Origin of the sequence: Vibrio sp. B1-2 (assembly GCF_963888445.1) — a bacterium.
GTDB classification, from domain to species: domain Bacteria; phylum Pseudomonadota; class Gammaproteobacteria; order Enterobacterales; family Vibrionaceae; genus Vibrio; species Vibrio anguillarum.
This window is the reverse complement of record NZ_CAWPJH010000045.1, coordinates 128,508-153,606: the sequence shown is the minus strand read 5'-3', so window position 1 is coordinate 153,606 and position 25,099 is coordinate 128,508. Positions and strand designations below refer to the sequence as shown.

Here is a 25,099-nt window from a genome sequence, read left to right as displayed (position 1 = left end):
TTTTATGCTCATAATTCAGAGACTAGGAAGTTAAGCCTAGTGATCTTTTTTATAGATGCAGAGCATGCTGAGGTAGCTTTTCACGAGTACACCCATGCTGGCTTCGTCTTGTATGCGATTTGCTTGTACAAATAGTGAGTAGAAGATACCAAGAAAGAGCGTAGCAAGATGTTCTGGCTCATGTTGATCGCACACTTCGCCACGTTCAATGGCTTTGATAAACATATTTTGTACCAAAAGTTGATTAGTACGGTTGGTGGAGACAAAAAGTGGCCACACTTCTTCGCGCGTTGAAGCGCTCCATTCAAACCATACTTTTAACCAGTGACAATCTTCAATCACAAGAGAAATCATCTTAGTGGTGATGTTGGTTAAGTTATCTTTCGCATGCAAATCAAGATCAATATTATCTGCGAGGAAGTTTGAAAACTGACGTACAACATGAGTGAGTACGTCGTCGACTAAATCTTCTCGGGTTGGAAAGTAATTAAAGACAGTAGCGACTGAAACTTGGGCGATTTCAGCAATATCTGCGTGGCCACCTCGGCCTATTCCCCGTGTTGCAAACACTTCAAGGGCGATTTCCATCAGTTGAAGTTTGCGTTTTTGTGGTGATAAGCGAGTTCTGGGGCGTTTTTCTATCGATGTTTCCATGAGTTGTTAATCCTTGCCAATGACTGTTGAATTGAGCTTTTCGCTCTAATGATTATTTTGTTAGTTGCTTTAAAGCTTTATGAGTGTACTGCTGCATATGGTTGAGGTCAACGTTTCGAGTTTGTTTTTTGTGCGATCGTGTTAAATCCCATCAGATTCAACGTGTTTTATTGTATCTTTTATTGATGTGGCGTATTTGTGGTGAGCGTGTCTGCGGCAGCGTAGGAGCTTTATTTCATCATATCCAGAGTTTTGCTAATTATTTAACTATCCTGTGTGGCAGTGGTACTATACGCGCCAAGCTAGTTACGCGACGCCATCATTAAACTGCGATGATCGTAGCGTGTCGCATCACCCGAAAAGAGAACAGTATGAAACATACAGTTGAAGTGATGATTTCTGAGCAAGTGGTTCAGGAACGAATTCGTGAATTAGGCAAACAAATCACAGAGCATTACCAAGGTAGTGAAGATCTGGTACTGGTGGGCTTGTTGCGCGGCTCATTTGTCTTCATGGCAGACTTAGCTCGCGCGATCGACTTAGTTCATCGAGTCGATTTTATGACCGCGTCAAGCTATGGCAACACGATGCAAAGCTCACGTGATGTGCGCATTCTGAAAGATCTGGATGATGACATTAAAGGTAAAGATGTGTTGCTGGTAGAAGACATTATTGATACGGGTAATACACTAAATAAAGTAAAAGAAATTTTGTCTTTACGTGAACCTAAATCCATTCACATTTGTACTTTACTGGATAAGCCTTCACGCCGTGAAGTACCTGTAGAGGTCAAGTGGATCGGTTTTGAAATCCCAGATGAATTTGTCGTGGGCGTAGGTATCGACTACGCGCAAAAATATCGTCACCTACCTTACATTGGTAAAGTTGTGCCGCAAGCGTAATTTTGCCAGCGATAATAGAATGCCCACTAAATAGTGGGCATTCTATATTTTTAACTATCAGTTTTAACGGCAATTAATACGCTGTTATCGACACAGCAAGTTATGTTGCGCATTAAGAATTTTTTCCATCGCTTTTTGATAGGTGTCGTTGACTCGTTCACGTGAATCGCAGCGAACGCCTAAGTATTCCAAACGTCCGTCTTCAATACCGTAGACCACGCCATGCAGCTCGACATCTTGGCCGCGCTCCCATGCGTTTTGCAGTACGGTTGAGTTACCTAAATTATACACTTGCTCGGCAACGTTGATTTCGCACAATTTGTCGGCTTTATCCTGTTCTGGCATCGCATCTAAGTAGGTACGGTGTTTAAGGTATAAGTCACGCACGTGCAGTAACCAGTTGTTGATCAAGCCCAGCGGTGGGTTATCAATCGCTGCGTTGACGCCACCGCAGTCATAGTGCCCACAGATGATGATGTGCTTGACCTTCAGTACGTCAACCGCGTACTGCACTACAGAAAGGCAGTTAAGGTCGGTGTGAATCACTTGGTTTGCAACGTTGCGGTGTACAAACAGCTCACCAGAATAAAGCCCAGTCAAACGCTCGGCCGGAACTCGGCTATCAGAACAACCAATCCATAGAAAATCTGGGTCTTGCCCGCGAGCGAGTTTTGCAAAGTACTCAGGACGTTCAGCCTTAATCGATTCAGACCAACGTGAGTTATTTTCAAAAAGCTGTTTCAGTTCTGGCATCTCACTTCCCTTAAAAATAGTTCAATCGCATCAATGGTAATGCGCAAGAATAGGCCTGACTATACACAATGTTACAATTCTGTTCTCTTATAAAATGACAAAACACTCACTCATCTGACGAGTTTTCCTAGTAAAAAAATTAAACTGCTTCCATCGCTATTTGTATAGTCAACAGAGAATCAATCACATGTAAAATAATGATTAATTATTAGAATGATGATTTGTTAGAGTGAGACAACCTATTTTGAGTATGAGGAAAAGCATTGTGTTTAGAGGCCGTTTTGCCGATATCGACCTAAAAGGAGACGTCTTTGGTGGCGTCACGACCGCGATTATTTCACTGCCACTTGCCTTGGCTTTTGGTGTGGCGTCTGGTGCAGGTGCAGAAGCAGGGCTTTGGGGAGCAATATTGGTGGGGCTGTTTGCTGCCTTGTTTGGTGGTTCATCTACATTAATTTCTGAACCCACAGGGCCAATGACGGTCATTATGACGGCCATTTTAACCAGCATGGTGTCGCGTTATCCTGAAACGGGGCTTGCAGTTAGCTTCACGGTTGTCATGATGGCAGGCGCTTTTCAGATTGTACTTGGCACTTTAAAACTCGGGAAATACATCACCTTAATGCCCTATAGCGTGATCTCCGGCTTTATGTCAGGAATTGGGGTGATTTTGATTATCCTGCAGTTGTCACCGCTGCTTGGTCAGGCGGCCCCCGCTGGGGGAGTGATGGGAACGTTAACCGCGTTGCCCGAGATCATTAGTCAGATGAAGTTCAGTGAGCTCTTTCTTGGTTTGTTAACCTTAGGCATTTTATTTTTTCTCCCGGCTCAATATCGCAAACAAGTGCCCGTTCAATTGGTCGCTTTAATCGGCGTGACGCTTGTTTCGGTACTGTTATTTGATAGCGATGAGATCCGCCGTATTGGTGTGATCCCTGCTGGCTTACCCTCTTTTGTTATTCCAACCTTTAATGCCGAGATGTTCACCACCATGGTGATTGACGCTTTAGTACTCGGTACGCTCGGCTGCATTGATACTTTGCTCACCGCGGTAATTGGCGATTCTCTAACGCGTAAAGAGCATGATTCCGATAAAGAACTGCGAGGGCAAGGGCTGGCTAATATGATCGCGGGCTTATTGGGTGCGTTGCCAGGTGCAGGCGCAACCATGGGTACGGTGACCAATATTCAGGTCGGCGCGCGTTCTCCTCTGTCTGGTGTAGTTCGTGCTTTAGTATTAGCCTTAGTGGTATTGGTGGCGGGAGGCTTAACCGAACCGATTCCAATGGCTGTATTGGCAGGGATTGCGGTGTATGTTGGTTTTAATATTCTTGATTGGAGCTTTATCCAACGCGCGCATAAAGTGAGTGTGCAGGGGATGGCCATCATGTATGGCGTGATGCTGTTAACTGTCTTTGTCGATTTGATTGTTGCGGTTGGCTTGGGCGTTTTTATCTCAAATATTTTGATCATAGAACGCTTGAGCCGCGAGCAAGCTCGCCAAGTGAAAGCCATTAGCGATGCTGATGAAAACGATGTGCCATTGACTGATAGCGAACGAGCTTTATTGGATCAAGCCAATGGTAAGGTGCTGTTTTTTTATCTCTCAGGGCCGATGATTTTTAGTGTATCTAAAGCGATCGCTCGCCAGCACAATCACATCAGTGACTATGAAGCGATGATTTTAGATCTTACTGATGTACCTATGATTGATGTGACGGTTGGGCTTGCTTTAGAAAATGCGATTAATGATGCCTTAGATGCCCACTGCGCGGTCTACTTACTTTGCCCAAATGTGCACACCAAACAGCAACTGGAAAAGTTTCATATTTTGGATCTGGTGCCAACCGAGCAGACTTTTTCGTTTCGTTATGAAGCGCTCAATGCTGCGGTTAAGCAGGTAGCCCAAAATCGTTAAGCGTTAAGGTTGTACAAGAATGAATTACGCAGATCGCTGGATCTGCGTTTTTTTATTTTATCAATTTCTAATATTGGGTTGAAAAACGCGAGCCTTAGCAGCACATTGGATAGGTTAACATCACAAAGAGTGATCCGTGGAATGTACGCATTAGAAATAGAACAATTACGAAAAACTTACGCTGGTGGGTTTGAGGCCCTAAAAGGGGTGAGTTTACAGGTTGAAAAAGGCGATTTTTACGCACTGCTTGGGCCCAATGGGGCCGGGAAATCAACCACCATTGGCATTATCTCTTCGCTGGTCAATAAAACCTCTGGCACCGTTAAAGTGTTTGGTTTTGATATTGATAAAGATCTTGAACTGGCCAAGCAACATATTGGTTTAGTGCCGCAGGAGTTTAACTTCAACCAGTTTGAAACGGTTGAGCAAATTGTGTTGCAGCAAGCTGGGTATTACGGCGTGACGAAAGCGTTAGCGAAAGAGAGGGCAGAGAAGTACCTCTCAAAACTCGATTTGTGGGAAAAACGTAAAGAGCGTGCACGTAATCTTTCTGGTGGTATGAAACGTCGTTTGATGATTGCTCGAGCCTTAATGCATGAGCCTAAGTTGCTGATTTTAGATGAACCCACCGCCGGTGTGGATATTGAACTGCGCCGTTCGATGTGGGAGTTCTTAACCGAAATTAACGCGCAAGGGATCACCATTATCTTAACCACGCACTATTTAGAAGAAGCGGAGATGCTGTGCCGCAATATCGGCATTATTAACCGAGGTGAGCTTATTGAAAATACCTCGATGAAGGATTTGCTGGCCAAATTACAGCTCGAAACCTTTATTCTAGATATCGCAGAGAATTCTCCGCCAGCGCCACAACTCAGTGGTGTGATCTCGCAAACCATGCTCAACGGTTCGTTACAAATTGAGTTGGAGAAAACGAAAGGGCTAAATTCAGTCTTTTCACAGTTAACAGAACAGGGAATTACGGTGCTTTCGATGCGTAACAAAGCGAACCGCCTTGAAGAGCTGTTTGTCAGCATTGTTCAACAGCAAAGCCGAGGATAATCATGATGTATCGTTTATATTGGACGGCTTTTTGCAGTTTGCTGACTAAAGAAATCAACCGTTTTACGCGTATTTGGGTGCAAACCTTAGTACCGCCAGCCATCACCATGACGCTCTACTTCATTATTTTTGGCAACCTAATTGGTTCGCGTATTGGCCAGATGAACGGCTTTAGCTATATGGAATATATTGTCCCGGGCTTAATCATGATGTCGGTGATCACTAACTCATACTCGAACGTCGCCTCTTCTTTCTTTAGTGCGAAGTTTCAGAAAAACATCGAAGAGTTGTTAGTTGCGCCTGTACCTAACTATGTCATTATCGCCGGATTTGTGATGGGCGGGGTAGTGCGTGGCTTGTTGGTGGGCACGATAGTGACCCTTGTGTCGCTATTCTTTGTTGATCTCAAGGTGGATCATTGGGGGATTATTGCGGCGACGGTTTTTCTCACCTCTGTTGTGTTCGCTTTAGGCGGCATGATTAACGCCATTTTTGCTAAAACCTTTGATGACATTTCGATTATTCCTACCTTTGTATTGACGCCATTAACTTACTTGGGAGGGGTGTTTTATTCGATCAGCCTATTGCCTGACTTTTGGCAAGCGGTATCGAAAATCAACCCAATCGTCTACATGGTTAATGCCTTCCGTTACGGTTTTCTTGGTGTGTCGGATGTGGGAATTGTTACTTCGTTCAGTGTGCTTGGTATTTTTGTAGTGGCCCTGTATGGGGTTGCGCATTATCTGGTTTCGCGTGGTATCGGGTTAAGGACTTAATAGTTCCTCCCCCTTTTAGGGGGAGGCTAGGAGGGGGTTCACCCCACCCTAACCCTCCCCTTGAAGGGGAGGGAATTAGTTTGTGATCGTTGGGAGTAAGCCATTAATGATGATCGACGTGGTTTGCTGAAACAGTTTTTGTCCAAAAATGAGCTAGAAATTAATCTCTATTTATTGTCATTTCATTAATCTCAGTAGTAGTAGCGAACCATCAAAAATGGTCAAACTATATTGTTCTCCGATAATCGCGTTAACCTCAGTTAAATAACGATACAAAAAAGGTCGCTCCTTATGGGCGACCTTTGCAATATAGGGTTTTGAAGTGAAAATGAGTCATCACTTCATCACTTCATCACTTGAAATAGCAATTACTCTTCTTCAGGGTCCGCTTTCGTTTCGGCGCTAAATTCCAACACTTGGTTGTCGATTAAGCGTACTTTACCCAGAAATGCAGATACTAAGATCACCGATTGTGTGGTCTCATTCGAGATCAGTTGCAGCGTTTTGGCATCGCGAATAAACAGCTCATCAGGTTGTAGCCCAGCAGCACGCAATTGGTCACTGGCATCTTCAATGATCGACGCGTAATCGTCGCGGCCACCACGCAGTGCACTGCTTATCCAACGCATGGTGCGAGCAAGGACAGGAGCACGTTGGCGTTCATCCAACGTCAGCAGCCCGTTACGTGAACTCATCGCCAAGCCATCCATTTCACGGACGGTAGGGACGCCGACAATCTCGATATCCATACAAAGATCGCTGACCATTTGGCGGATCACCGCTAACTGTTGAAAATCTTTTTCACCAAAACAGGCAACATTCGGCTGCACTATGTTGAACAGCTTAGCGACTATGGTTGCAACGCCACGGAAATGCCCTGGTCTTGATGCGCCTTCGAGCATATGAGAAAGCCCCGGTACTTCAACAAAGGTCTGTTTTTCTAATCCTTGCGGGTACATTATTTCTGGGGTTGGGGTAAAGACCAAATCAACCGCTTCCGCGTTGAGTTTACTTAAGTCTTCATCCAGTGTTCTCGGGTAGTTATTTAAGTCATCCGCGCGGTCAAATTGCATCGGGTTAACAAAAATACTGACCACGACCACATTGCCCTCTTCACGTGCTTTACGCACTAGGGTTAAGTGGCCTTCATGTAAATTGCCCATGGTCGGTACAAAAGCGACTCGGCGGCCTTCACGCTTATACTGTTTGATCTGCTCGCGAAGAGCTGAAATGTCAGCAAAAGTTTGCATGAATATCTCCTTTAGGCGATGGTATGAGCGTCATCAGGGAAAGCGGCACTTTCTACATCTGCGATGTATTTTGCGACGGCTTTACGCATATCCCCTGTTTCAGCAAGAAAGTTTTTCGAGAATTTTGGCATGTAATTCGCCGAAATTCCGAACATATCGTGCATTACTAGAATTTGTCCATCGGTCACGTTACCTGCGCCAATGCCAATCACTGGCACATCAAGCACTTCGGTAATTCGCGCTGCTAGGCTGGCCGGTACACACTCTAATAACACAATTTGTGCGCCCGCTTCTTGGAGCGCCAACGCGTCTTTGACCATTCGGTCTGCTTTTTCTTGGTCGCGGCCTTGTACTTTATAGCCACCAAAAATATTGACCGATTGTGGTGTTAAACCAAGGTGTGCGCAAACCGGAACCGCGCGTTCAGTCAGCATTTTCACCGTTTCTACCAGCCAATCACCACCTTCGATTTTGACCATATTTGCACCCGCTTGCATCAATTTAGCGGCGCTTTCACAGGCTTGTTGTGGTGTGGCATAGCTCATAAAAGGCATATCAGCCATCAATAAACAGTTAGGGCTACCAGCACGCACGCTGCGTGTGTGGTAGGCAATCTCTTCAACGGTGACGGGTAGGGTATCTGTGTGACCTTGTAGCACCATACCCAGAGAATCGCCCACTAATAATACAGGCATCTCTTGGCTTTCAAAAAGCTGAGCAAAGCTTGCGTCATACGCGGTGACGGTTGCAAATTTACGACCTTGTTGTTTCCATTGGATCAGATCGTTTATGGTGATTTTTTTCATTAAATGTCCTTACGAGGCGCTGGCGAGTGCCAAATACCGAGCCCGTTACGTTCGACAAGCGGTAACAGTTGATTGAGCTCAGTCCCATCAGGGAGTTGTAAACTTGGTGCAATTTCGGCGAGCGGATAGAGCACGAATTCACGTACTTTCATTCCGTAGTGAGGAATGGTCAATCGCTCGGAATCGATCACCTCATTGCCGTAAAGAAGAATATCCAGATCGAGCGTTCTTGGCCCCCAACGTTCTTCTTTGCGAACACGCCCCTGCTCTAACTCGATGCTTTGGGTATAATCGAGCAGTTCAAGTGGCGTTAAATCGGTTTCTATCGCAACCACCGCATTGATGTAATCGGGCTGGTTTTGTGGCCCCATCGGTGTACTACTGTACAAGGATGAGGCGCTTAAAAATCGAGAGTGTGGCAAACATTTCAAGGCTTCAATGGCCTGCTCAGCTTGCGCGATTGGGTCGCCTAAATTACTGCCAACAGCAATATAAACGAGAATCATGATTCTGGGCGGCTCTTTTTATTACGCGGGCTTCTGCGGCGGCGTACATTCGGCTTGTTACTTGCGCCACTTTCCAAATCATTTGCCATCGCTTGGCGCATATCCCGCCCGGCGCTTTCAAAGGTTGTCCACCAGTCAGCCAGCTTTTTCGTCTCTCCGCCTTCGATCTCGCCACGCATTTGTAGAAAATCAAAACCCGCTCGGAATTTGTTGAGCTCCATAAGGCGGAAGGCGCGTTTCCCATTGCGACGTGGTAAGCGCAACTGCAATTGCCAAATTTCGCGAATTGTCGCGGTATGACGACGAGGTATCGCGAGGGTTTTCACCACTTGGTCAAGGATGAGGTTACTCGCTTCCATGACGGCGTCGTAATAGGCGAAATTACGCTGCTGCATTAACGCATCAGCCAGTTTCACTGTCGGGTACCAGAACATGGCAGCAAACATGAAGGCTGGGTTGATGCGTTTACCTTCTTCAATACGCAGGTCGGTTGAATCTAAGACCAGATCCAACATCTGTTCTGTGTGCGAGTCGTAGTCTGGAGTGAACTCTTGAGCTATCACAGGGAACAACTGCTGGAACAGGTTGTACTCACGCATTAAGTGGTAGGTTTCTAAACCGTGGCCAGTTTGCAGCATCTTTAGCGATTCTTCGTACAAACGTGCCGCAGGAATATCTTGCAGTAAAGGAGCAAGATGTTCGATTGGGTCGGCTGTCTCTTCTTCGATATCGAAATCGAGCTTGGCCGCAAAACGAATCGCACGCAACATGCGCACTGGGTCTTCACGGTAGCGCGTTTCAGGATCGCCAATTAAGCGGATGAGCTTATCTTCTAAGTCGTCCATGCCGCCAGCATAATCATGAATGCTGTAATCACCGATGTTGTAATACATGGCGTTAATCGTGAAGTCCCGGCGTTCAGCATCTTCATCAATGGTGCCGTAGACGTTATCACGCAGCAGCATACCTGCTTCAGATTGTGCTGAGACGTTTTGGCTCGGCTCTTGATGGTGTCCACGGAAAGTCGCCACTTCTACTACGTCGCGGCCAAACATGATGTGCGCTAAGCGAAAGCGACGGCCGATCAAGCGGCAGTTGCGAAACTGTTGGCGTATTTGCTCTGGTGTTGCATTAGTGGCGATATCAAAATCTTTTGGTGTTTCACCTAATAGTAGGTCGCGTACTCCACCACCGACTAAATAGGCGTCAAAACCTGCGCCATGAAGTCGGTATAGCACCTTGAGCGCATTATCGCTGATTTGCTTGCGCGAAATATTGTGTTCATCACGAGTGATAATATTTAGAGCTAAGTCTTGGTAAACGCGATTTTCGCGTGGTGTATAGTCGTTTTTATTCATGTGCATCTGGCAATAATTGGTTTTTGCCAACCTTGCTTTTGTTATTTAAAGTGCCCGTTCGGGACGATTTTGCGGCTAATCATAGCGTAAGGATAGCCTTTTGAGAATCACGGTGTGATCTCGGTCTCCCGAGGGAGTTGTTCAACGTGCCAATTCTGACTGCCCCAAAAGATAATTTCATCGATGGAAGCGTCGCTAATCTCTTGTTTTATCTCAAACCCTAAAAAGCGCATTGCCTTAAGCAAGGTAGGTTTAGGATTTTGAATATCAATGGCAGTGGCATGATTCTGTTTGGATAATTTATTGCCATTACCATCCATCGCGAGCGGCAGGTGAAGGTAGCTTACCGGAGTTTTATGTAAGCAATGATACAAGCTGATTTGTCGTCCTGTTGGTTCAATTAAATCGGCTCCCCGCACCACTTCCGTCACTCCTTGATCGATATCATCGAGCACTACGGCAAGATTATAAGCAAATAAACCGTCACGTCGCTTAATGATGAAGTCTTCCTGTGCTAATGCTTTAGGAATGTGAATTTCGCCATGTTTTTGGTCGAAAAATGACTCTACCGGTGTATCAACACGCAACCTAACCGCGCAATCTTCGGTTAATGTTGGTTTTTTATAGCGGCATGTACCGGGATAAAAGCCACCCATCTGTTTAATTTGTTTACGCGTGCAATCACAATAATAGGCTTGCCCTGATTCAAGCCAAGCCTCAATTTGCTCTTGGTATAAAGTGTGGCGCTGGCTTTGATAAACCACCTCGTCATCCCAATGCAAACCATAGGCTTCGATGGCTTCAAGTATCAGGGTGGAGGCTCCTGGCATTTCCCTTGGCGGATCTAAATCTTCGATGCGAACCAACCACTTACCTTGCTGTGATTTTGCTTGAAAGTAGCTGCCAAGTGCAGCGATCAAAGAACCAAAATGAAGTGGGCCTGAAGGTGATGGGGCAAATCGGCCAATATAGTGCATTGCGATTCATCCAAGTTACAAGTTATTTGGGTATCGAGTGAAAACAAAAAGGGAGCTTTAGCTCCCTTTTTTAACACAAACAAAAGGTAAGATTAACCTTGCATCTGTTTTTCTTTAAGTTCGGCTAGCGTTTTGCAGTCAATGCAAAGGTCCGCCGTTGGTCGAGCTTCTAAGCGACGAACGCCGATTTCCACGCCACAAGATTCACAAAAACCAAAATCATCTTCTTCAATTTTGCTTAATGTTTTTTCAATTTTCTTGATCAAGCGACGTTCACGGTCACGGTTACGCAATTCCAAGCTGAATTCTTCTTCTTGAGAAGCGCGATCAACGGGATCGGGAAAGTTTGCGGCTTCATCTTGCATATGGTGAACGGTACGCTCAACTTCTTCACGAAGTTGGTTGCGCCAAGCACTTAAAATTTTTGTAAAGTGAGCTATTTGCTCAGGTGACATATACTCTTCACCTGGCTTTTCCTGATACGGCTCAACACCTGCAATGGCTAGGATGCCTATCGCTTTTTTCTTTAATTCCGGCATGCAGCATCTCCTACTAACACCTAGTCAACTGCGCGAGCAGCTAATTTTAGGCGGGTATCTATAGCAAAAAGATCTATAGGAGGCAAACACTCAATCGTAAACTTATTGTCAATGTGAAGGCGCCATCAATTTTTTGTCACTAATGGGCGAATTCTACAGTGTTAACGAGCTTGATTTCATTCCTTGAAAGTACAGCCTTGTAGCACAGTACTTCCACCCCTTCTTTTTGCGCTTGTTTCAATAATAGTGAATAGTTTGCGTCTATATGGAGTGCAGGCGAGACTTTTTCAATCCCTGAATGCAAAACAGCAAACAAAAGTACTGCTCTGCTTCCACTTTTTGCCATTTCCGTTAATTCACGCAAATGCTTTTGTCCACGCGTTGTAACGGCATCGGGGAAATAACCTTGTCCTGAATTGCAGGCGATATCGTCGTGTGGAGAGTAACGTTCATCCAATAAGGTGACGCTTTTCACTTCTATATAGCACGTCGGTTTAGAGGGTGATTTGAGCAAGATATCAATTCGGCTATTTTCTTGGCCGTAGCGCACTTCAGTTTGTAATTGCTCATATCCTTGCAGCTCTTTGATGATGCCGTTTTGAATCGCTTCTACTGCCAGCGTATTCGCCCGAGCCGTGTTGACGCAAATGCAGTGGCCTTGCTGGGTTTCAGTCAGCTCCCAACTGTGTGGGTATTTACGTTTAGGGTTGTCCGAGGTGGAGAACCAGACACGATTACCCGCCTCGGCGCAGCCCGTCATCGCGCCAGTATTGGCGCAGTGAATAGTCTCTTGTTGACCATCGGCAAACTCAATGTCGGCCAAAAAACGCTTGTAGCGTTTGAGTAAGGTCGCGGATCGAAGTGGAGGATTGAACTGCATTTATCTACTGTTTTTATGTACAATGTTGCCGCCATTTAACCATAAGGATTGCACATTGTCACAATTGCCCATTCAAGCTGTGATGCCCGATCTGCTGGCGGGAGTACAAGCTCACCCACAGATGATTGTCAAAGCCGCTCCTGGCGCGGGTAAGTCGACCCATTTCCCGTTACAGCTATTAAAAGCGCAATTATTCACGGGTAAGATCATCATGCTTGAACCGCGTCGTTTGGCGGCGCGCAGTATTGCTTGCTATTTAGCACAGCAATTAGGTGAGAGTGTTGGGCAAACCGTCGGCTATCGTATGCGTGGTGAGAGTAAAGTCAGCGCAGCGACACAGCTTGAAATTGTGACAGAAGGGATCATGACACGTATGATCCAAACCGATCCTGAGCTAAGCGGAATCGATCTCTTGATCTTCGATGAGTATCACGAGCGGAGTATTCACGCGGATACGGCTCTCGCATTGAGTTTGGAAGTGCAATCAGCGCTGCGAGAAGATCTTAAAATCGTCGTAATGTCGGCAACCTTAGATCAACTGGCATTGCAGTCATTATTACCCCAAGCACTTTATGTGCAATCTGAAGGTCGCGCTTATCCGGTTGAAGTGCGCTATGCACCGCTGCGAGCCAATGATTATCTTGTGCCGACGATGAGCAAACAGATTGAAGGCTTGATGCGAGCTGAAAGTGGCTCTCTGCTGGCTTTTTTACCTGGCGTTTCAGCCATTAAACAGCTTGAACAGCAGCTCGCACACTTAGCCGATGAGTTTGATATTTGTCCTTTATACGGGCAGTTGAGTCTACAAGCGCAGCAAAAAGCGATTGCGCCTGCAGTAGCAGGCAAACGGAAAATTGTGCTAGCGACTAATATTGCCGAAACATCGCTGACCATTGAGGGGATACGCTTAGTGGTGGATGCAGGGCTAGAGCGGATAGCGAAGTTTGATCTTAAAACGGGCATCACTCGTTTAGAGCAAGTGAAAATTGCCCAGTCATCGGCGCAGCAACGCACGGGGCGCGCCGGACGCCTAGAATCTGGCATCTGTTTGCGCCTTTACAGCGAAGCACAATATAAGCAGCAACCCCAAGTGCCGAGCGCGGAAATATTGCACAGTGACTTAGCGCCTTTGGCGATGGAGCTTGCGCAGTGGGGTGTGGTGTCGGTCAACGATTTGCCTTGGCTGGATACACCACCACCAGCAGCGATGCAGCAAGCTTGGAGTCTATTGCATACGCTTGGTTTGATGGACAGCAAACAGCAGCTCAGCGCATTGGGTAAAAAAGCGCAGTCACTCGGTGTGGAACCAAGGCTGGTGAGTATGCTGCTCAAAGCCCATGAAACGAGTGATTCAATGCTCAATACGGCGCTCGCTGTGACCGCTTTATTGGAAGAGCCTGAGCGTAATGTGCTGGATTTACAACATAGCTTAATGCGTTGGCAGCAAGCGACTCACCCTAAAACACAAAACCTACACCAGCGTGCCACGACGCTTGCGCGCGCACTCGGTGGCCAATTTCAGCTAAAACAAGTAGATGAATCATTGTTGGCGTTAGTGCTGAGTTTGGCTTTTCCCGATCGCATTGCCCAGCGTCGCAGCGAGTCGCAACGGGGGCAGTTTTTATTGGCGAATGGTCACGGCGCGCAAATGCGTGACGATGAACGCCTCGCGGGCGCGCACTATTTAGTTGTGGTGGATTTAATGCGCAGCGGCTCACAAGCGAGCCAAATCTTTGTTGCGACAGAGTTGGACATTGATGCACTGCAAGCCCATTTCCCTGAGCTATTTAGTACACAAGAACGAGTCGATTGGGATGAGAAAGCGGGGAAACTGTGCGCGGAAAGGCTAACCCTGTGCGGTAAATTGGTCATTGAGCGTGAAGCATTGCCAGAGCCTGCTCATGAAAAAATGACGCAAGCCTTGCTCAATTATGTCCGTCGCAAGGGGTTATCGGTATTACAGTGGAGCGAAGCGGCGAGCGCTTTATTAACGCGCATGCGTTGCGCTGCGCAATGGCTACCGGAAGCGGCGTGGCCTGCTGTCGAGGAACAAGCGCTGCTTGATGATCTTGAAATTTGGTTAGCCCCCTATTTAGTCGGGGTAAAATCGGTCAAAGCGTTAGCGAAAGTGCCGCTTCTTGATGCACTCAATGCCTTTTTAGGTTGGCCATTAAACCAAGAGATTGATCGCTGGCTTCCAACTCACCACCCGCTACCCACAGGTAATCGAGCCGCCATTCGTTATCAACTGGGCGCGGAGCCGATGCTGTCGGTCCGTATGCAGGAGATGTTTGGCGAGCAAGATTCCCCCACCATCGCTCAAGGGCGCAAAAAAGTGGTGATGGAACTGCTCTCACCTGCGCAGCGACCTTTGCAGGTAACTCAAGATCTCGCCGGTTTCTGGCAGGGCGCTTATAAAGAAGTACAAAAAGAGATGAAAGGGCGTTACCCAAAACACGTTTGGCCTGATGATCCTGCCAACCACATAGCGACGACGAAAACTAAGCGGCAATTAGCACAATGACAACCCAGAAAAAGCCTACGGGCACTCAAAAAAATAGCGTAAAAAAACCTTCACGTCGCCCGGCTAAGAAGCCTTCACCGCCACGCAAAGCATGGTGGAAAATTGTGTGGGGTATTGGCTGGAAACTGAGCCTTGCACTGGCCGCAGTGCTGTTGTTCGTTGGTATTTACCTAAATAGCGTGGTCAAACAACGCTTCGAAGGTCAGCTTTTTGATTTACCGACCGTTGTGTATGCGCGCATTTTGAATTTAGCACCCGGTGATGATATCCCGCTGCAAGAGCTGCGCAATGAGCTTGATGTACTCAACTATCGCAAAGTGAACCAACCACGCTATGCTGGCGAGTACTCTTCATCATCAAGCAAAATTGAGATCATCCGCCGCCCTTTTGAGTTTGCCGATGGCCCTGAGCCTGACCGCCATGTGATGCTCCATTTTAATGACAGCGGTTTAGTCCGTATCCAATCTCTTGAGCAAAAAGGGGATTTAGGTTACTTGCGTATTGAGCCCAAAATGCTCGGCATGCTTGAAAAAGGTAACGATGAGCAGCGGCTATTTTTACGTCGAGATCAGTTTCCTGAAGTGATGGTGGATGCGTTGCTTGCGACCGAGGATCGCTATTTTTATCAACATGATGGCATCTCTCCATTTGCGATTGCCCGTGCTTTAGTGGCCAACATCAAGGCTGGGCGCACTGTGCAAGGCGGCAGCACGTTAACTCAACAGCTGGCAAAAAACATTTTCTTATCTAGCGATCGAACCTTATGGCGTAAAGTGCGTGAAGCTTATATGGCGCTCATTATCGACTATCGCTACAGTAAAGATCGCATTTTAGAAGCCTATCTAAATGAGGTCTATTTAGGGCAAAGTGGCGGTGAGGCGATTCACGGTTTCGGCCTCGCCTCACGGCTTTATTTCGGTCAACCATTGCAAGAATTGCGCATTGATCAATTAGCGTTGTTAGTGGGTATGGTTAAAGGGCCTTCTTATTATAACCCTGCGCGTTACCCTGAACGTGCTAAAGAGCGTCGCGACTTGGTTTTAAAGCTGATGATGCAGCAAGATATTTTGACGGCTAAACAGTTTGAACAAGCGGCCAGTCGACCGTTAGATGTGCAAAAGCATCCTCACATTGCCAGCCGGCAGCCAGCGTATTTTCAGCAGTTAAAAATTGAACTGAAAGAGAAAGTGGGCGAGATCTTCAAAGCGGATACTGGCTTGCGCGTTTTTACCTCGCTCGATCCTGTTTCGCAAGCCAAATTGGAGCTGGCGATTGATCGGCAAATTCCAGTGCTTTCCAAAACGGCGGGGAAAAACTTAGAAGCCGCAGCAATCGCTGTTGATCGAACCAGTGGTGAAATACGTGCCATGGTTGGCGGTAAACAGACCGGTTATGACGGCTTTAACCGCGCTTTAAATGCAAGCCGTCCTATCGGCTCGTTAGTCAAACCAGCGGTCTATCTCACCGCACTCGCACAGCCAGATAAATACAACTTAGCCACCACGCTTATCGATAAACCCATCACACTCAAAGGGAACAAAGGCGAAGTGTGGTCACCGCGCAACTTTGATCGTCAGTTCCGTGGTGAAGTGCCGCTGTATCTCGCGTTAGCTAAATCACTTAATGTGCCTACGGTACAATTGGGCATGCAGCTTGGAATTGAACAAGTTTCTGACACCTTGGTGCGGCTTGGTGTCAACAAAGAGGAGATCCGTCCTGTACCGTCGATGTTTCTTGGCGCGTTCTCTCTGACGCCTTATCAAGTGGCGCAGATGTACCAAACCTTAACCAACTCGGGTAAAAAAGCGCCCTTATCGGCGCTGCGCTCGGTATTGGATTTAGAGGGCAATGTGCTCTATCAATCAATTCCCAAAGTATCCCAAGCCGTTGAGCAGCAAGCGGCGTGGCTTACAACTTATGCGATGAAGCGAGGAGTACTTGAAGGGACCGGGCGCTATCTCAACAATCAGTTCGCTTGGGCAGCATTGGCGGGGAAAACTGGCACCACTAACGATAGCCGCGACAGTTGGTTTGTCGGGGTGGATGGTCGTGAAGTCACCACGGTTTGGCTTGGCCGCGATGATAATCAGCCGATCAAACTTACGGGTTCGAGTGGTGCATTACGGGTGTACGCAGAATATTTACAACATCGGATCCCGGAAAAATTACTTCTTCCTTGGCCGCAAGGCATTACTACGGTTGGCTTTAAAACCAGTGCCGAGGGTGAATTAGTCCAAGATTGTCACAACGAATTTAAACTGCCCATGTGGGATAAAAACGGCGCATTGAAACAGAGCTGTGATAAACAACCAGGACAATGGTTAAAAAATCTCTTTCAGTGGTAGCTGGGGGAGTTTATATTAAATTGATTTCAAAGGGATTTAAGGAAGAGTCGTGAAACAGTTTTTAAGTAACTTATTGTTCTTGGTATTCATGTTTCCTGCGACTTTCGCGGTGGCTGATGAGCCACAAGCTGAAAAACTTATGCTGGACAGTGCTGCGCGCCCCAAAGTTGCCGTCGTTCTTGCGGGAGGAGGGGCAAAAGGTGCAGCGCACATTGGCGTTCTCAAAGCGTTGGAAGAGATGCGCATCCCCGTTGATTTCATTACTGGTACCAGCATGGGCGCTTATGTGGGCGGCCTCTATGCCAGTGGTATGAGCGCCGATGAAATTGAAAGTTTAATTTACAGCGTAGATTGGAATGAAGGTTATCGTGACCGGGTCAACCGTAGCCAACGTCGTGTTCGGGATAAAGAGTACGAAGACCGCTATCAACTGACCACCGACCTTGGACTGCGTTGGGGGGAGATCCGCGCACCACGCGGTGTGGTGCAAGGGCAGAATATGTTGCGTATTTTGCGAGAAACGTCGGGCAATCTCTCTGAATTTCAGTCCTTTGATCAACTGCCTATTCCTTATCGCGCGGTAGCAACTGATATCATTGCTCTTGAGGAAGTGGTGTTGGATCGTGGCTATTTAGTGGATGCGATGATGGCGAGTATGTCAGTACCCGGAGCACTGCCACCTTACGAAGTTGATGGTCGTTGGTTAGTCGATGGCGGTGTGACCAATAACATGCCTGTTGATGTTGCACGTGCTTTAGGGGCTGATATTGTTATCGCGATAGATATCAGTACCGATTACAAAAACCAAGAAGCTTTCACTACCTTTTTGACGGTAGCCGATCAGCTTTCCAACTATCTCGTACAAAGAAGCACTCAAAAACAAGCACGTTTATTGAATGAGCGAGATGTATTTTTACGCCCTGATGTCGGCAGTATGGAAACCACTGAATTTGATAAAATGCCTACGGCTTATAGGAAAGGGTACGATATCGCAATGGCGAACCAATCGGTATTGGCTTCGTTGTCATTATCGAGTGCTAGTTATCAACGCTATGTGGAAGCAAAACAAGCTCGCCGCAGGGCTTTAATTTATGGCGATGATGTAAAGGTTGATGAAATCGTACTCAACAACCGCAGTCATTACAGCGATCAATTGTTAAAAAACCGTTTACATTTAAAGACAGGACAGCCGCTATCAACCGAGCAGATTGAAGCGACGGTCGAAAATCTCTATGCATTGGATCGCTTTGAGTTAGTGACCTATGAATACCGAGAATTTGAAGGAAAGAACCAATTGGTCATCGATGTAAAAGAGAAATCTTGGGGGCCAAATTACCTCAATTTTCGCTTTTTCTTAGAAGATGATTTTCATACGGATAGTCAGTATGCGCTGGGTATCTCTTCCAATTTCACTAACTTAAATTCGTTTGGTTCTGAATTACGTTTCAATCTAGAAATGGGCACCGATAAGATCATCGAAGCGGAGCTTTTTTCTCCTCTGTTCTCAGGGCAAAAAGCGTTTACCTCTGCCTTGGTCACGTTTAGCAATGATAAACGTAATAAGCCAATGCAAGGGTTTGATGACACCAGTCTAGAAGCCAGTAAAGATTATTTACCGATCGCGTATTTAGAATGGATTGGAGAATTGTCGCTTGGTTATCAAGATAAATTATGGCGAGAGTTTAAGGTAGGGATCCGCTATACCGACGGGGAGGCTGAAGTCTCAAATTGGCCATCCATGGGAAATATGGATTATACCCGTGCTGGTGTGTTTGCTAACTACCGCATTGATACCTTAGATGACTTCAGCTTGCCTACCCGCGGTGTTTATCTTGATCTTGAGTATCTTGCATCGCACGATAAAGTTTCTGGCGTCTCTTCCGATCTTGAATCAAACGATACGGTGTATGAATTTTCCGGTGAATTGATCGCTGCTTATAGCCTTGGCAGGCATACTTTGGTCGGTAATCTTGATTACGGTGTGGTACAAAGTAAAAATTCTAGTGAGCCGATAAACCCTAAATCCATTGGTGGTTTCTTAAATTTATCGGGTATCCCTCGTAACAGCTTGATTGGACAGAATAAAGCGTTCACCAGTTTGGTGTATCGTTATCGCTGGTTTGATAATGACTTTGGCCTGTTCAGTTCCCCATTTTATGTCGGAGCATCAATAGAATACGGCGGTGTATGGTCTGATCCTGATCTAAGCTTTGATACCGCCCCATTATACGGTGCGGGATCGGTGTTTGCCGGTGTTGATTCTCCGATTGGACCTATTATGTTTGCTTATGGTCGAACCGAAGATAATTTTGATTCGATATACTTGAGTATTGGCACTACCTTTTAGCGAGAATTGAGCTGAAAAGTGGGCGGTAAGTGACTCAAAAATCATAGAACTTTAGTCTTAAGTTGCTATGTTGGTCAAAATGATAAGATTTTAATTTAAAGTTAAATTTGCTATTCTTCGTCCCACAGTTTGGCCTCTCTGCCGCTGATTACATAAAAATATCTGGCAATGGAGAGCCAAGTTTCCAAGGATGTTTGCCCATCATGTCAATAATAATGGGGTAAACCGCAATGAGAGGAAAAAGTCGTGCTTGAAGCCTACCGTAAACACGTCGCAGAGCGTGCTGCCGAAGGAGTTGTTCCTAGACCCCTAAATGCTGAACAAGTCGCAGGACTTGTTGAACTGTTGAAAAATCCCCCTCAAGGTGAAGAAGCGTTCATGCTTGATCTCCTTGAAAATCGAATTCCTCCCGGTGTGGATGAGGCCGCTTATGTTAAAGCGGGCTTTTTAACCGCCATCACTAAAGGTGAGGTCTCTTCACCGTTAGTGAGCCGCGCAAAAGCTGCGCAACTACTCGGAACTATGCAAGGTGGTTATAACATCGAGCCGCTAGTCTCATTGCTTGATGATGCTGAGCTGGCACCGATTGCGGCTGATGCACTATCGCGTACTCTACTGATGTTTGATGCGTTCTATGACGTAGAAGAGAAAGCAAAAGCGGGTAATGCACATGCACAAAAAGTGCTGCAATCATGGGCAGACGCGGAATGGTTCCTTTCAAAACCGGCGCTTCAAGAGAAGATCACGCTAACCGTATTTAAAGTTACTGGCGAAACCAACACTGATGATTTGTCACCAGCGCCAGATGCATGGTCACGCCCAGATATTCCAGTGCATGCACTGGCTATGTTGAAAAATGAACGTGAAGGCATTCAACCCGATAAAGCAGGCAGCATTGGCCCTATCACTCAAATCGAAGCTCTAAAAGAGAAAGGCCATCAGTTAGTCTATGTGGGTGATGTGGTCGGTACAGGCTCATCTCGTAAATCCGCGACTAACTCTGTTTTGTGGTTTATGGGTGACGACATCCCATTTGTGCCTAATAAACGCGCGGGTGGCTACGTGCTCGGCGGTAAAATTGCACCTATCTTCTTCAACACCATGGAAGATGCCGGCGCGTTGCCGATTGAAGTTGACGTTACCAAACTCAACATGGGTGATGTGATTGACGTTTACCCATTTGAAGGCAAAGTGTGTAACCATGACACTGGCGAAGTGCTTGCCACGTTCAAGCTTAAAACCGACGTATTGATTGATGAAGTGCGCGCTGGCGGCCGTATTCCACTGATCGTTGGTCGTGGTTTAACGGATAAAGCACGCGAAGCACTAGGCTTAGAAGCGTCAACAGTATTTCGTCGCCCAGTTGCAGTGGCTGATACAGGCAAAGGTTATACACTGGCTCAGAAAATGGTCGGTAAAGCATGCGGCGTGACGGGTGTTCGTCCGGGGACTTACTGCGAACCTAAAATGACCACGGTTGGATCGCAAGATACCACTGGCCCGATGACACGTGATGAATTGAAAGATTTGGCGTGTCTCGGGTTCTCCGCTGACTTAGTCATGCAATCTTTCTGTCATACCTCGGCTTATCCAAAGCCTGTCGATGTGAATACCCACCATACCTTGCCTGATTTCATCATGAACCGTGGCGGTGTTTCACTGCGTCCAGGTGATGGCGTTATTCACTCATGGCTAAACCGTATGTTGTTACCTGATACCGTCGGTACTGGTGGTGACTCGCATACACGCTTCCCGCTTGGCATTTCATTCCCAGCTGGTTCTGGCTTGGTTGCTTTTGCGGCCGCAACGGGTGTGATGCCACTGGATATGCCAGAATCTGTCTTGGTGCGTTTCAAAGGTGAAATGCAGCCGGGCATCACGCTGCGCGATCTAGTGCACGCGATTCCTTATTACGGGATTAAGCAAGGTCTGCTCACGGTGGCGAAAGCGGGGAAAATTAACGAATTCTCTGGCCGTGTGCTAGAAATCGAAGGGGTTGAGCACTTAACGGTTGAGCAAGCGTTTGAACTTTCTGATGCCTCGGCAGAACGTAGTGCGGCAGGTTGTACGGTTAAATTGTCACAAGCCTCAATTGAAGAGTACCTCAACTCTAACATCACTATGTTGAAGTGGATGATCGCCGAAGGTTATGGTGACCGCCGTACTATTGAGCGTCGTATTACGGCGATGGAAGCGTGGCTAGCCAATCCTGAGTTGATGCAAGCGGATAGTGATGCAGAATACGCACATGTGATTGAGATTGATCTTGCTGAGATTAAAGAGCCGATTTTATGCGCGCCAAATGACCCAGACGATGCGCGCTTACTTTCTGATGTACAAGGTACGCCTATTGATGAAGTCTTCATCGGTTCTTGTATGACCAACATTGGTCACTTCCGTGCGGCAGGTAAATTGCTTGAGAAGTTCAATGGTCAGTTAGATACGCGTTTGTGGGTTGCGCCACCGACTAAGATGGACAAAGATCAGCTTATCGAAGAGGGCTATTACGGCATCTTTGGTCGCGCTGGGGTACGCATTGAAACTCCAGGATGTTCGTTATGCATGGGTAACCAAGCGCGTGTTGCCGATAAAGCGACCGTCATGTCGACTTCGACCCGTAACTTCCCGAACCGTTTAGGGACCGGCGCGAATGTTTACCTTGCTTCGGCAGAGCTGTCGGCCGTGGGTGCCATCTTAGGCCGCATTCCGACACTGGAAGAGTACCTAGAGTACGCGAAGCAGATCAACGCAACTGCAACTGATACCTATCGCTACCTCAACTTCCATCGTATGGCGCAATACACTAAAAAAGCAGACAGTGTGATTGTCCAGCAAGCGGTGTAAGAGCTATCCAAGCTAACCTCCTAATAAAAAAGCCACCGATTCGGTGGCTTTTTACCATTCTAGTTTCTCACTCAATGCTGAAATAACATTAGATTAAGTTCGATCGGTGGCTGCATCCGCCAACAATGACTTGACCCATAATTTATAACGTTGTTCTGTCAATGGAGTTAAAATGAGTGTGAACGTCATATGGTATTCAGCGAAATAGTTATTGCCTGTAAGACAAGCTAAAAACACACGCGACATTACGCGCGGTCATTTCTACATTTTGCGCCGCTTCGGCAAGGGCTGTAGGCAAGTCGACCGAGCGTGGAACGACACTGAATACCGCATCAATGCCATGTGGGTGAACAACGGCGCAGTCTGCTGACAAGCAGCCTGCAATGCCGATCACTGGCACGGAAAAAAGTTTGGCAGTGCGCGCAACACCGATTGGCGTTTTACCGTGAATGGTTTGGCTATCAATGCGTCCTTCCCCAGTGATGACTAAATCGGCATCCTTTACCACATCGCTAAGGTTCACGGCATCCATCACAATTTCAATGCCCGGACGAAGGCTCGCTCCTAGTAGACCAACCAGCGCCGCACCTAAACCGCCTGCCGCGCCAGCACCCGGCATCTCTTTAACATCACGACCTAATTGCATTTTGATGATGTTTGCATAATGCGCAAGGTTGGCATCAAGTTGCGCGACCATCTCGGGTGTTGCTCCTTTTTGTGGGCCAAAGACGTGCGAAGCGCCTTGTACGCCGCACAGTGGATTATCGACATCGCAGGCGACCTCCAGTTTGATGCGGGCTAAACGTGGGTCCAGTAGTGTGAGATCAATCGAGGCCAGTTTTGACAATTCACCGCCACCAAAGCCTAATGGATTGCCATCTGAATCAAGCAGTTGAATGCCGAGGGCTTGCGCCATGCCGAGGCCACCATCGTTGGTTGCACTGCCACCAATGCCGATGATGATGTGTTCAACACCTTGATTGAGCACGGTTTTAATCAGCTCACCAGTACCGTAGCTGGTGGTGTTCATTGGGTTGCGTTGCTCTGGCGGCACCAGGTGTAAGCCCGATGCGGCCGCCATCTCAATGATCGCTGTTTTACCATCACCCATTAAGCCATAAAAAGCCTCGACTTGTTCACCTAGCGGCGCCGTTACGGTTGTGGTAACAATCGATCCATTAGTAGCATCAACCAGTGATTGGACCGTCCCTTCGCCGCCATCGGCCATCGGTAACTTAATGTAGTGCGCATCGGGCAACACTTGTTTGAATCCATTCTCTATCGCGGTGGCGACTTCCATTGCCGTTAGGCTCTCTTTATAAGAATCTGGAGCAATAACAATTTTCATTTTTAACACCTTAACTGCGTTAAACAAACAGACCAAATACGCCAAAAATCATCACAGAAATGAAGGCAATTACTAAACCTACTGCCGATTCATAAGGAATTAAGGTGAGACGCTCACGAATGTCCATATGTACCGCTCCGCCCGTGGCATGGAAGAAACTACCGTGTGGCATATGATCAAGTACGGTCGCACCTGAATGGATCATGGCAGCCCCTGCCAGTGCGGGTACGCCTAGTTCGAGTATAGTGGAGCTAAAGACGCTGGAGGCAACGGCTGTACCTGCGGTGGTTGAAGCGGTTGCCAGTGACATCATTGCACCTGAGATCGGTGCAAGCAGGTAAGAAGGCAAGCCAGAAGCGGTCAGTACTTCGATTAAACCGCCTTTAAGACCTGAATTGGCGATGATGCCGGCTAAAGTACCAGTACCAAGCAGCATAACCGCAACCGGAGCCATGCGTGTTAAACCTGAAACCGCGAAGTGGTTAGTGTCTGCAAATCGTCCCATCACGACCGCACCGACTAATGGGAGTGCAATTAAAGGATCCACATTGATGCCAGCGATAGGGCGTAGTGCGAGTAACACAATCGCCACTAATGGTGCGATGATCGCTGAGCTAAAGCGGGGGAGCCTAGAATGATCCACCGCAACGACTTCATTGGCGGAGACTTTACTTCCTTTATTAACTAAACGTTTGGCAATCAAGTAAGCCACAATAAGCCCGCAGATCCCAGGAATAATACCCGCCGCCAATCATCGCTAGCAGAATGGCCGCCTTGGAGAGATCGGCACGGCGAGCGATCGCCAGAGCGATAGGAGATACGGTGATTACTGCTACGTCGACAAACACGCCGACCGCAGTCAAAATTAAGGTTGCTAAGGCCAAGGCAAATAAAGCGCGAGTTTCTCCAACCTTTTTCACTATGGTTTCTGCAATGGAAGTGGCAGCGCCTGATTCAATCAATACACCAGCCAAAATACCTGCTGCAAGAATGCGTAGCACTGCGGTTACAATGCCTTGTGCGCCACCAATCATCAGAGCAACGGTGTCGGTCAGCGATACACCGCCGATCACGCCACCTACCAACGCGCCGATGATCATGCCATAGGCGGGTGGTACTTTTTTTAGAATGAGCGTGATAGCCACGACTAATGCGGCCAGAGCTCCGAGAGTTGAAACTTCAATCATCTTCTATATCCATATTTTTTATCAGTGATTGGCTGCAATATAGGGAGCAAAAATAAAAGAGTCTTCAGTCTATTGCACAGATTACTGGCTTTGACGCGACTGATTAATTGTGCAAATGCACAA

18 protein-coding genes and 1 pseudogene are annotated in these 25,099 nt (G+C 47.1%); 8 read left to right on the top strand and 11 right to left on the bottom strand.

Annotation, left to right across the window (positions count from 1 at the left end; all coding sequences use genetic code 11):
• Positions 1 to 36 precede the first annotated feature (36 nt).
• The gene (locus AACQ75_RS18110; RefSeq protein ID WP_017043694.1) at positions 37 to 654 is read right to left on the bottom strand and encodes a LuxR/HapR/OpaR family quorum-sensing transcriptional regulator; all 618 of its coding nucleotides are present in this window, start codon (positions 652 to 654) and stop codon (positions 37 to 39) included.
• A gap of 371 nt (positions 655 to 1,025) precedes the next feature.
• Between AACQ75_RS18110 and hpt the strand changes: the two genes are divergently transcribed.
• The gene (gene hpt, locus AACQ75_RS18105) at positions 1,026 to 1,556 is read left to right on the top strand and encodes a hypoxanthine phosphoribosyltransferase (RefSeq protein WP_170889177.1); all 531 of its coding nucleotides are present in this window, start codon (positions 1,026 to 1,028) and stop codon (positions 1,554 to 1,556) included.
• An 84-nt stretch (positions 1,557 to 1,640) separates the two neighbouring features.
• Here hpt and can read toward each other — a convergent pair whose 3' ends face one another.
• On the bottom strand, positions 1,641 to 2,309 hold the full coding sequence (can, locus tag AACQ75_RS18100; protein ID WP_013857670.1) for a carbonate dehydratase: 669 nt from the start codon (positions 2,307 to 2,309) through the stop codon (positions 1,641 to 1,643).
• 250 nt (positions 2,310 to 2,559) lie between these two features.
• Here can and AACQ75_RS18095 point away from each other — a divergent pair, with 250 nt between their 5' ends.
• The 3 genes from AACQ75_RS18095 (at position 2,560) to AACQ75_RS18085 (ending at position 6,065) form a co-directional block, all read left to right on the top strand.
• Entirely contained in the window at positions 2,560 to 4,227 is a 1,668-nt protein-coding gene (locus tag AACQ75_RS18095; RefSeq protein ID WP_170889181.1) for a SulP family inorganic anion transporter, read from the top strand.
• 141 nt (positions 4,228 to 4,368) lie between these two features.
• Positions 4,369 to 5,289, top strand: a complete 921-nt coding sequence (locus AACQ75_RS18090) for an ABC transporter ATP-binding protein (RefSeq protein WP_026027559.1) — start codon at positions 4,369 to 4,371, stop codon at positions 5,287 to 5,289.
• Positions 5,290 to 5,294: 5 nt separating this feature from the next.
• On the top strand, positions 5,295 to 6,065 hold the full coding sequence (locus AACQ75_RS18085; protein WP_010319547.1) for an ABC transporter permease: 771 nt from the start codon (positions 5,295 to 5,297) through the stop codon (positions 6,063 to 6,065).
• A 368-nt stretch (positions 6,066 to 6,433) separates the two neighbouring features.
• Here the strand turns inward: AACQ75_RS18085 and panC are convergent, their stop codons facing one another.
• The 7 genes from panC to sfsA form a co-directional block, all read right to left on the bottom strand.
• Positions 6,434 to 7,315: a pantoate--beta-alanine ligase gene (panC, locus tag AACQ75_RS18080; RefSeq protein WP_170889176.1), complete on the bottom strand. Its 882-nt coding sequence runs from the start codon at positions 7,313 to 7,315 to the stop codon at positions 6,434 to 6,436.
• 11 nt (positions 7,316 to 7,326) lie between these two features.
• Positions 7,327 to 8,121, bottom strand: coding sequence for a 3-methyl-2-oxobutanoate hydroxymethyltransferase (panB, locus tag AACQ75_RS18075; protein WP_010319550.1), 795 nt, complete (start codon positions 8,119 to 8,121; stop codon positions 7,327 to 7,329).
• Positions 8,121 to 8,627 carry a 2-amino-4-hydroxy-6-hydroxymethyldihydropteridine diphosphokinase gene (gene folK, locus AACQ75_RS18070; RefSeq protein WP_170889175.1) on the bottom strand — a complete coding sequence of 169 codons (507 nt, stop codon included), beginning with the start codon at positions 8,625 to 8,627 and terminating at the stop codon, positions 8,121 to 8,123. Before folK ends, panB begins: the two co-directional genes overlap by 1 nt.
• Positions 8,624 to 9,985 (bottom strand): polynucleotide adenylyltransferase PcnB, encoded by a 1,362-nt coding sequence (pcnB, locus tag AACQ75_RS18065; RefSeq protein ID WP_026028232.1) that lies wholly within the window; start codon positions 9,983 to 9,985, stop codon positions 8,624 to 8,626. Before pcnB ends, folK begins: the two co-directional genes overlap by 4 nt.
• Before the next feature lie 107 nt (positions 9,986 to 10,092).
• Positions 10,093 to 10,962 (bottom strand): tRNA glutamyl-Q(34) synthetase GluQRS, encoded by an 870-nt coding sequence (gluQRS, locus tag AACQ75_RS18060; RefSeq protein WP_017045877.1) that lies wholly within the window; start codon positions 10,960 to 10,962, stop codon positions 10,093 to 10,095.
• Between the two features lie 92 nt (positions 10,963 to 11,054).
• On the bottom strand, positions 11,055 to 11,501 hold the full coding sequence (dksA, locus tag AACQ75_RS18055) for an RNA polymerase-binding protein DksA (protein WP_013857662.1): 447 nt from the start codon (positions 11,499 to 11,501) through the stop codon (positions 11,055 to 11,057).
• A 139-nt stretch (positions 11,502 to 11,640) separates the two neighbouring features.
• Positions 11,641 to 12,381, bottom strand: coding sequence for a DNA/RNA nuclease SfsA (gene sfsA / locus AACQ75_RS18050; RefSeq protein ID WP_017048364.1), 741 nt, complete (start codon positions 12,379 to 12,381; stop codon positions 11,641 to 11,643).
• A 55-nt stretch (positions 12,382 to 12,436) separates the two neighbouring features.
• Between sfsA and hrpB the strand changes: the two genes are divergently transcribed.
• The 4 genes from hrpB (at position 12,437) to acnB (ending at position 22,441) form a co-directional block, all read left to right on the top strand.
• Positions 12,437 to 14,905 carry an ATP-dependent helicase HrpB gene (hrpB, locus tag AACQ75_RS18045; RefSeq protein ID WP_170889174.1) on the top strand — a complete coding sequence of 823 codons (2,469 nt, stop codon included), beginning with the start codon at positions 12,437 to 12,439 and terminating at the stop codon, positions 14,903 to 14,905.
• Positions 14,902 to 17,250: a penicillin-binding protein 1B gene (gene mrcB / locus AACQ75_RS18040; protein WP_170889173.1), complete on the top strand. Its 2,349-nt coding sequence runs from the start codon at positions 14,902 to 14,904 to the stop codon at positions 17,248 to 17,250. Before hrpB ends, mrcB begins: the two co-directional genes overlap by 4 nt.
• Before the next feature lie 88 nt (positions 17,251 to 17,338).
• A complete protein-coding gene (locus AACQ75_RS18035) occupies positions 17,339 to 19,597 on the top strand; it encodes a patatin-like phospholipase family protein (RefSeq protein WP_170889180.1) in 2,259 nt (752 codons plus the stop codon).
• 246 nt (positions 19,598 to 19,843) lie between these two features.
• On the top strand, positions 19,844 to 22,441 hold the full coding sequence (acnB, locus tag AACQ75_RS18030) for a bifunctional aconitate hydratase 2/2-methylisocitrate dehydratase (RefSeq protein ID WP_170889172.1): 2,598 nt from the start codon (positions 19,844 to 19,846) through the stop codon (positions 22,439 to 22,441).
• Between the two features lie 208 nt (positions 22,442 to 22,649).
• Here acnB and AACQ75_RS18025 read toward each other — a convergent pair whose 3' ends face one another.
• Complete coding sequence (locus AACQ75_RS18025) at positions 22,650 to 23,789, bottom strand: glycerate kinase (protein WP_170889171.1); 1,140 nt, start codon at positions 23,787 to 23,789, stop codon at positions 22,650 to 22,652.
• A gap of 19 nt (positions 23,790 to 23,808) precedes the next feature.
• Positions 23,809 to 24,976, bottom strand: a pseudogene (locus AACQ75_RS18020) (GntP family permease).
• Between the last annotated feature and the right edge of the window lie 123 nt (positions 24,977 to 25,099).

Bases quoted from the DNA above. Each gene is read 5' to 3' on its own strand.
- pcnB (WP_026028232.1), bottom strand. From the start codon at position 9,985: ATGAATAAAAACGACTATACACCACGCGAAAATCGCGTTTACCAAGAC.
- AACQ75_RS18085 (WP_010319547.1), top strand. From the start codon at position 5,295: ATGTATCGTTTATATTGGACGGCTTTTTGCAGTTTGCTGACTAAAGAA.
- sfsA (WP_017048364.1), bottom strand. From the start codon at position 12,381: ATGCAGTTCAATCCTCCACTTCGATCCGCGACCTTACTCAAACGCTAC.
- panB (WP_010319550.1), bottom strand. From the start codon at position 8,121: ATGAAAAAAATCACCATAAACGATCTGATCCAATGGAAACAACAAGGT.
- gluQRS (WP_017045877.1), bottom strand. From the start codon at position 10,962: ATGCACTATATTGGCCGATTTGCCCCATCACCTTCAGGCCCACTTCAT.
- mrcB (WP_170889173.1), top strand. From the start codon at position 14,902: ATGACAACCCAGAAAAAGCCTACGGGCACTCAAAAAAATAGCGTAAAA.
- AACQ75_RS18110 (WP_017043694.1), bottom strand. From the start codon at position 654: ATGGAAACATCGATAGAAAAACGCCCCAGAACTCGCTTATCACCACAA.
- hpt (WP_170889177.1), top strand. From the start codon at position 1,026: ATGAAACATACAGTTGAAGTGATGATTTCTGAGCAAGTGGTTCAGGAA.
- AACQ75_RS18035 (WP_170889180.1), top strand. From the start codon at position 17,339: ATGTTTCCTGCGACTTTCGCGGTGGCTGATGAGCCACAAGCTGAAAAA.
- dksA (WP_013857662.1), bottom strand. From the start codon at position 11,501: ATGCCGGAATTAAAGAAAAAAGCGATAGGCATCCTAGCCATTGCAGGT.
- can (WP_013857670.1), bottom strand. From the start codon at position 2,309: ATGCCAGAACTGAAACAGCTTTTTGAAAATAACTCACGTTGGTCTGAA.
- AACQ75_RS18095 (WP_170889181.1), top strand. From the start codon at position 2,560: ATGAGGAAAAGCATTGTGTTTAGAGGCCGTTTTGCCGATATCGACCTA.
- panC (WP_170889176.1), bottom strand. From the start codon at position 7,315: ATGCAAACTTTTGCTGACATTTCAGCTCTTCGCGAGCAGATCAAACAG.
- AACQ75_RS18090 (WP_026027559.1), top strand. From the start codon at position 4,369: ATGTACGCATTAGAAATAGAACAATTACGAAAAACTTACGCTGGTGGG.
- folK (WP_170889175.1), bottom strand. From the start codon at position 8,627: ATGATTCTCGTTTATATTGCTGTTGGCAGTAATTTAGGCGACCCAATC.
- AACQ75_RS18025 (WP_170889171.1), bottom strand. From the start codon at position 23,789: ATGAAAATTGTTATTGCTCCAGATTCTTATAAAGAGAGCCTAACGGCA.